The following is a 6385-nucleotide window of genomic DNA, read 5'->3' on the forward strand; positions in this document are numbered from 1 at the left end:
ACCGGCCATGTTGGGGCCGGTCACGATGGCCAGCCTGGGGCCGCCGGCCCCGGTCCCGTCCAGGCGGCAGTCGTTGGGGGTGAAGGCCTCGCCGGCCCGGCGCACCGCGGCCTCGACCACCGGGTGGCGGGCGGCCTGCGCTTCGAATGCAGTGGAGCGATCGACCACCGGCCGCGTCGCGCCGACGTCCTCGGCCCATTCGGCGAGGCCGGCGGCGACATCGAGGCGGGCGAAGCCCTCGGCCGCGGCCTGCACCTGGGCGGCGACGGCGCAGGCGGCCTCGCGCCAGGCCTCAAAGGTCTCCAGCTCGATGGCCAGGGCCCGCTCGGCGGCCTGGGCGATGCGCGCGTCGAGCTCGGCCAGCTCCACGGTGGTGAAGCGGACCTGGTTGGCGAGCGTCTGGCGATGAATGAATGTCGCGTTGAGCGGGGGCTTCATCAGCGGCTCGGCCGCCTTGGCGCTGGCCTCGACGAAGTAGCCGAGCACGGCGTTGTGGCGCACCCGCAGCGCCACGCCGCTCTCGGCCGCCAACTGGGCCTCCAAGGCGGCGACCACCTTGCGGGAGTCGTCGCGCAAGCCACGGGCCTGGTCGAGCTCGGGCCGAACGCCCGGCGCCACGAAGCCGCCGTCGCGGGTGAGCGTCGGCAGCTCGGATCCGAGACCCGCCTCCAGCAGCGCCTTGAGCTGTGCGAGCTCGGGGGCCCGGGCCGGGTCGAGCGCCGCCAGGGCGCTCGCGAGCTCGGCTGGAGGCGGATTGAGAGTGCTAGGCTCGGCGGCGAACAAGGCGACCGCCGCCTCGCCGGCCGCCAGGCCGTCGCGCAGGCAGCCGAGGTCGCGCGGGCCGCCCCGGCCAAGCGCCAGGCGCGACAGCGCGCGGGCCATGTCGCCCAGGCCCTTCAGCCGCTCGCGCAGCCGCTGGCGCAGCGGCCGGTGCTCGCAGAGCCAGGCGATGGCGTCGAGCCGGGCGTCAATGGCGGCGGGATCCAGCAGCGGACGGGCCAGGCGCGAGGCCAGCAGCCGCGCCCCGGCGGCCGTCACCGTCCGGTCGATGGCGCCCAGCAGCCCGCCCTCACGGGACCCGGACAGGCTCTTCTCGATCTCGAGGCTGGCCCGGGTCGCCGGGTCGATGGCCATCACGTCGGCCTCGCCGGCCCGGCGGGGCGCGGTCAGCGCCGGCATCCGGCCGGCCTGGGTGGTCTCCAGGTGGGCCGCGATCAGGCCGAGTGCGGCGATCTCAGCGCCCGAGAGCTGGCCGAAGCCGTCCAGGGTCTCGACGCCGTAGAGCCGCTTCAAGCGGGCTTCCGAGGCCGACGGCTCGGCCAGGGCCGAGGGCAGCGGCTGGACGAAGCCGCCGCCGGCCTTCAGCGCGGCGCTGACCACCTCGTCGGCGAACAGCCGGTCCGGGACCAGGATCTCGGAGGGGCCGAGCGCGGCGAGCGCCGAGGCCAGCCCGTCGCGGCCGACCGCCAGGCATTCCACCTCGCCGGTGGAGATCTCGACGCTGGCCACCGCGGCCTGTCCGGCCCGCACCGCCACGGCGGCGAGCCGGTTGGCCCCGCGGGCGTCGAGCAGGCCGTCCTCGGTAAGGGTGCCGGGGGTGACCACCCGGACGATGTCGCGCCGGACCACCGACTTGGAGCCGCGCTTGCGGGCCTCGGCCGGGTCCTCCATCTGCTCGCAGACGGCGACCTTGAAGCCGGCGCGGATCAGCTTGGCGAGATAGGCCTCGGCTGCGTGCACCGGCACCCCGGCCATCGGAATAGGCGCGCCGCCGTGCTGACCGCGGGCGGTGAGGGTGATGCCGAGGGCGGCGGCGGCCTTCTGCGCGTCCTCGAAGAACAGCTCGTAGAAGTCGCCCATGCGGAAGAACACCAGCGCGTCCGGCTGGCGCGCCTTGGCCTCGAAGAACTGAGCCATCACGGGGCTGGCCGCCGCCGCATTGGCGAGGGCGGCATCGGGACTTTGCGGGCTGGCGGCGTTCATTCCGGGCGGAAGCTAGCGGCGCCCGCCCGCCCCGTCAGCCCCGCCAGGCCGCCCCTGCGACGATCGGCAAGGAGTTGTTAACAGGTTCGCGCGGGGCGGCGCCGAAAAAACCGGCAGATGCGCCGTGACCCGCCGGGCCCCCTTGAACGTTCCCCCGAACGCACCAAGCTCTTCTTCTGAAAGGCGGTTCGTCAGTTGTCCTATTTCATCGTTCCCGCCGGCCCTTCCGACGCTCGCGACATCGCCCGGGTGCACGTCAGGTCGTGGCGCGAGACCTACCAGGGCCTGCTGCCGGCCCAGTTTCTGGCGGCGATGAGCGAGGACGTGCACGCCCGACGCTGGCGGACGGCGCTGATGGAGCCCGGTCCCGACGACGTGGTGCTGCTGGCCGAGGGGCGCGAAGGCGTCGTCGGCTACTGCTCGGCCGGCCCATCCCGCTTCCGCCTGCCCGGCGAGGCCGAGATCGCCACCCTCTACGTCCTTCGCCGCGCGCACGGCGAGGGCCTAGGACGGCGGCTGGTGCAGGACGCCGCCCGCGCGCTCGCCGCCCACGACGCCAAGAGCCTGGTGATCTCGGTGCTCGAGGACAACCTCAACGCCCGAGCCTTCTACGAGCACATGGGCGGCCGGGCGGAAGAGCCCAGAGCCGACCGCGGCCCCGGCGGCCTCGTCTACGAGGTCGACTACCGCTGGGCGGACATCCGCGCCCTGACCTAGGCCTTCGCCAGCATCAGCGTGAAGCGCGCGCCCGGCTGGCCCGGCGCGTAGTCCAGCCGTCCCCGGTGGGCCAGCGCGATCTGGCGGGCGAGGGAAAGGCCGACGCCCGAGCCGCCGGTCTTGGTCGTGAAGAAGGGCGTGAAGGCGCGCTCCAGGTCCTGGGGTGTCAGCCCGGGGCCAGTGTCCTCGACCACCATCGCGACGGCCTCGCCGGCCTCCGCGCAGCTCAGCCGAACCGCCGCGCCGGGCGATCTGCGCGCCGCCTCGAGCGCATTCTTCAGGAGGTTGATCAGCGCCTGCTCCAACAGGTCCGGGTCCGCCTGCACCGTCAGCCCCGCGTCGGGAGCGACGCTGGCGTAGGCGACGCCCGCCGCCTGCATCTGCGCCGACATGAGCCGGTCGACGCGGGCGATCAGCTCGGCCAAGGGTACGCGGACCTTGGCCGCCGGCGGCAGGTCGGCCAGCCGGCGATAGCGGTCGACGAAGCTCATCAGGCCCTCGCCACGGCGGGCGATGACCTCCAGCGCCTCGGCCGCGAGCGGAGCGAAGCGGACGGGTGGGGAAGCGACGAGCTGCAGGGCGTTGGCCGGCCAGCGCAGGTGGCGCACGCGACTCCCCCGCCGATGCTGCGCATCGTCTTCCCTCCCCAGAAGGGGAGGGAAGACGGGCGGCGCCTTCCGTTGCTACTGTCCCCCAACGACAAGAACCCAACGGGAGGGACGCTGATGGCCTCGCCGCTCGCCGGCCTGACAGTGCTCGACTGCACGCACGTGATCGCCGGGGCCTGGTGCTCGCTGCTGCTGGCGGACCTGGGCGCGGACGTGATCAAGATCGAGCCGCTCGAGGGGGAGACCACCCGGGGGCACCCTAAGGCCAGGTTCAAGGCATTCGACTACGTGAACCGCAACAAGCGCTCGCTGGCCGTTGACCTGTCGAAGCCCGAAGGCCAGGCGGTGATCAAGCGTCTGGCGAAGAGCGCCGACATCTTCGTGGAGAACTACCGCCCAGGCGCGCTGGATCGGATGGGCCTGGGCTATGCGCAGCTGTCGGCGGAGAACCCCGCGCTGATCTACGCTTCCGTCTCCGGCTTCGGTCTGACCGGCCCCTACCGCGACCGCGGCGGCTTCGACCTGATCGCCCAGGCGATGAGCGGGATCATGAGCTTCACCGGCGAGGTGGGCTCCACCAAGCCGACCGCCGCCGGGGTGCCGCTGTCGGATCTCAACGCCGGGGTGTTCGCGGCGCTGGGCGTGCTGGCCGCCCTGCACCACCGGGAGAAGACCGGCGAGGGGCAGCACGTGGAGACCTCCCTGCTGGAGAGCGCCATCGCCTACACGGTCTGGGAGACCGGGCTGCACCTCTCCACCGGTGAAGTCGCCAAGCCGAATGGCTCGCGCCACCGGCTGGCCGCGCCCTACGAGGCGCTGAAGACCGCCGACGGCCACGTGGTGGTGGGGGTCAACAACGACCGGCTGTGGGCCAGGTTCTGCCAGGCCCTGGGCGATCCGACCCTGAAGGACGATCCGCAATTCGCCGACGGCCGCTCGCGGGTGCTCAACCGCGACGCCCTGGCCGAACGGATCGAGAAGGTCCTGGCCGCCGCGACCACAGAGGAATGGGTGGCGCGCTTCGAGGCCGTCGGCGTGCCGTCCGGCCCCATCAACACCATCGACAAGGCCCTGACCGACCCGCACGTTGAGGCCCGCGGCCTGCTGGCGGAGGTGGAGGGGCGCAAGTTCACCCGCACGCCGCTGCAGTTCTCCAAGACCCCGGTCGAGGTGAAGCGCGGGCCGCCGCCGCTGGGCTCGTCGAGCCGGCAGGTGTTGGCGCAGGCGGGCCTGGGCGACGACGAGATCGAGAAACTTGTGGCGTCGGGCGTGATCGGCGTCGGGGAGGAAGTGAAGGCATGAGCGGGACCGTCCACCTGGAGGCGCCGTCGCAGCACGTGCGCGTGCTGACCATCGACAATCCGCCGATGAACCCGTTGGGGGTCTCGATGCGGGCCACCTTCATGGAGGTGCTGGACGAGGTGGCGACCCACGCCGAGGTCCGCTGCCTAGTGGTCACCGGCAAGGGCCGAGCGTTCTGCTCGGGCGATGACCTGAAGGACGTGGGGCCGCAGGGCGAGGACCTGGCCGGGTTCGCCAGGCTCCTGGAGCGGCTGGACGCCAGCCGCGTGCCGGTGATCGCGGCGGTCAACGGCTGGTGCGTCGGCGGCGGCTTCGAGCTGGCGCTGTGCTGCGACATCCGGATCGCCTCGACGGAAGCGAAGTTCACCGCCGCCGGCGTCAACGTCGGGCTGATGGCCAGCGCCTACCGGCTGCCCAGGATCATCGGCGTCGGGCCCGCCAAGGCCATGCTGCTGACCGGCCTGCCGCACGATGCGGCCACGGCCGAGCGGTTCGGCCTGGTCACCGCCGTGCACGAGCCGGACGCCCTCATGCCGGCCGCCCTGGCGCTGGCCGAGCGGATCGCCTCGCGCGCGCCCCTGTCGGTGGCCGCCGCCAAGCGGGTCTCCAGCCGCGCCCCAGACCTGTCCCCCGAGGACGCCGACAAGATGCAGGCGGCGGAACTTCGCGTCCTGCGCAAGAGCGCTGACCACAAGGAGGCGGTGCAGGCCTTCCGCGAGAAGCGCGACCCGGTGTTCACCGGGAGCTGAGGGCGCCAGGCAGCGCTTCGCCCTGCCTGGCGCTGGCTAGGCCTAGATCTTCGCCATCACCAGGCTGCCGTTGGTGCCGCCGAAGCCGAAGCTGTTGCTCATCACCGTCTCGAGCGGGCGGTCGATCCGCTCACGGACGATCGGCAGGTCGGCGAAGGCCGGGTCCAGCTCTTCGATGTGGGCGCTCTGCGCGGCGAAGCCGTTGTTGAGCATGAGCAAGGAGTAGATCGCCTCCTGCGCGCCGGCCGCCCCGAGGCTGTGGCCGGTCAGGGACTTGGTGGACGAGATCAGCGGCGGAGCATCTCCGAACACCGCGCGGACCGCCTCCATCTCCTTGATGTCACCCACCGGCGTCGAGGTGCCGTGCGGGTTCAGGTAGTCGACCTTGCGGTCGCCGGCGCCCTTGAGGGCCAGCTTCATGCAGCGGGCCGCGCCCTCGCCCGAGGGGGCGACCATGTCGAAGCCGTCGGAGTTGGCCGCATAGCCGACGATCTCGCCGTAAATCTTGGCGCCGCGGGCCTTCGCCCGCTCGTATTCCTCGAGCACGACGATGCCGGCCCCGCCGGCGATGACGAAGCCGTCGCGGTTCTTGTCATAGGCGCGGCTGGCGACGCTGGGGCGGTCGTTGTAACCGGTGCTCATCGCGCCCATGGCGTCGAACAGGACGCTGAGCGTCCAGTCCAGCTCCTCGGTCCCGCCGGCGAACACCACGTCCTGCTTGCCCCAGGCGATCTGCTCGTAACCGGAGCCGATGCAGTGGGCGCTGGTGGCGCAGGCCGAGGAGATGGAGAAGTTCAGGCCGCGGATCTTGAACCAGGTGGCCAGCGTGGCCGAGGGGCCCGAGCTCATCGCCTTGGGCACCGCGAACGGACCGATCCGCTTGGGGCCGCGCTCCTTGGCGGTGGCGGCGGCCTCGACGATGGCGCGGGTGGAAGGCCCGCCCGAGCCGACGATCAGGCCGGTCATCTCGTTGGAGACCTCATCGGCCTCCAGACCGGCGTCGGCGATCGCCTGCTCCATGGCGAT

Annotated in this window: 6 protein-coding genes; 3 read left to right on the forward strand and 3 right to left on the reverse strand. The window is 72.4% G+C overall.

The genetic code is table 11. The annotated features are described in order from the left end of the window. On the reverse strand, nt 1-1983 hold a 1983-nt coding region (mutS, locus tag VHK87_RS04075; RefSeq protein ID WP_329633620.1), incomplete at its 3' end, for a DNA mismatch repair protein MutS. A gap of 195 nt (nt 1984-2178) precedes the next feature. On the opposite strand from mutS, the gene VHK87_RS04080 reads away from it, so the two are divergent. Further along, nucleotides 2179-2700: a GNAT family N-acetyltransferase gene (locus tag VHK87_RS04080; protein ID WP_329633621.1), complete on the forward strand. Its 522-nt coding sequence runs from the start codon at nt 2179-2181 to the stop codon at nt 2698-2700. On the opposite strand, the gene VHK87_RS04085 is transcribed toward VHK87_RS04080, so the two are convergent. Then, a complete protein-coding gene (locus VHK87_RS04085; RefSeq protein ID WP_329633622.1) occupies nt 2697-3308 on the reverse strand; it encodes an ATP-binding protein in 612 nt (203 codons plus the stop codon). The genes VHK87_RS04080 and VHK87_RS04085 overlap by 4 nt on opposite strands. Before the next feature lie 117 nt (nt 3309-3425). On the opposite strand from VHK87_RS04085, the gene VHK87_RS04090 reads away from it, so the two are divergent. Beyond that, the gene (locus VHK87_RS04090; protein WP_329633623.1) at nt 3426-4610 is read left to right on the forward strand and encodes a CoA transferase; all 1185 of its coding nucleotides are present in this window, start codon (nt 3426-3428) and stop codon (nt 4608-4610) included. After that, complete coding sequence (locus VHK87_RS04095; RefSeq protein ID WP_329633624.1) at nt 4607-5359, forward strand: enoyl-CoA hydratase/isomerase family protein; 753 nt, start codon at nt 4607-4609, stop codon at nt 5357-5359. Before VHK87_RS04090 ends, VHK87_RS04095 begins: the two co-directional genes overlap by 4 nt. Nucleotides 5360-5401: 42 nt before the next feature. Here the strand turns inward: VHK87_RS04095 and VHK87_RS04100 are convergent. Next, a partial coding sequence (locus VHK87_RS04100) for a beta-ketoacyl synthase N-terminal-like domain-containing protein (RefSeq protein WP_329633625.1) occupies nt 5402-6385 on the reverse strand: 984 nt, incomplete at its 5' end.

The sequence above is a fragment of the Phenylobacterium sp. genome (assembly GCF_036263695.1).
Taxonomy (GTDB): Bacteria; Pseudomonadota; Alphaproteobacteria; order Caulobacterales; family Caulobacteraceae; genus Phenylobacterium.

Excerpts from the sequence above, each read along its gene's own strand:
- VHK87_RS04090 (WP_329633623.1), top strand. The coding sequence starts at position 3,426 with ATGGCCTCGCCGCTCGCCGGCCTGACAGTGCTCGACTGCACGCACGTG.
- VHK87_RS04095 (WP_329633624.1), top strand. The coding sequence starts at position 4,607 with ATGAGCGGGACCGTCCACCTGGAGGCGCCGTCGCAGCACGTGCGCGTG.